Genomic DNA, 314 nt, shown 5'->3' with positions numbered 1-314 from the left:
CGTGGGTGCGGGCGGCGGTCAGGTCGTGGGTCGATCCGGGCAGGGCCGGTGAGGCCCACAGCAGCTGCCCGAAGGGATCGGTGAGGACCTGGACGTTCATGCCGTGACGTTTGTGTTTGCCCGAGTAGTACGGGGTGTCGGCGGCGATCCGGTCGATTGGCAGCAGGGTGCCGTCCAGGATCACGAACGCCTTGGTCCGGGCGATGTCCATCGCCTCGGCCAGGGTGGGTGCGAGGGCGGCCAGCACATCGACGGCCTCGCGTATGTAGCGGTACACGGTTGCGACGCCGATACCGAACCCGGTGGCGAGCTGG

At 68.5% G+C, this 314-nt stretch carries 1 protein-coding gene; it reads right to left on the bottom strand.

All coding sequences use genetic code 11. The features are described from left to right. The coding region (locus tag ACFIF2_RS35980) for a transposase family protein (protein WP_395577501.1) at positions 1-314 on the bottom strand (314 nt) is incomplete at both ends.

The sequence above is a fragment of the Streptomyces sp. BK79 genome (genome assembly GCF_044142145.1).
Classification (GTDB): domain Bacteria; phylum Actinomycetota; class Actinomycetes; order Streptomycetales; family Streptomycetaceae; genus Streptomyces.
This window is presented reverse-complemented; position numbering and strand designations above follow the sequence as displayed.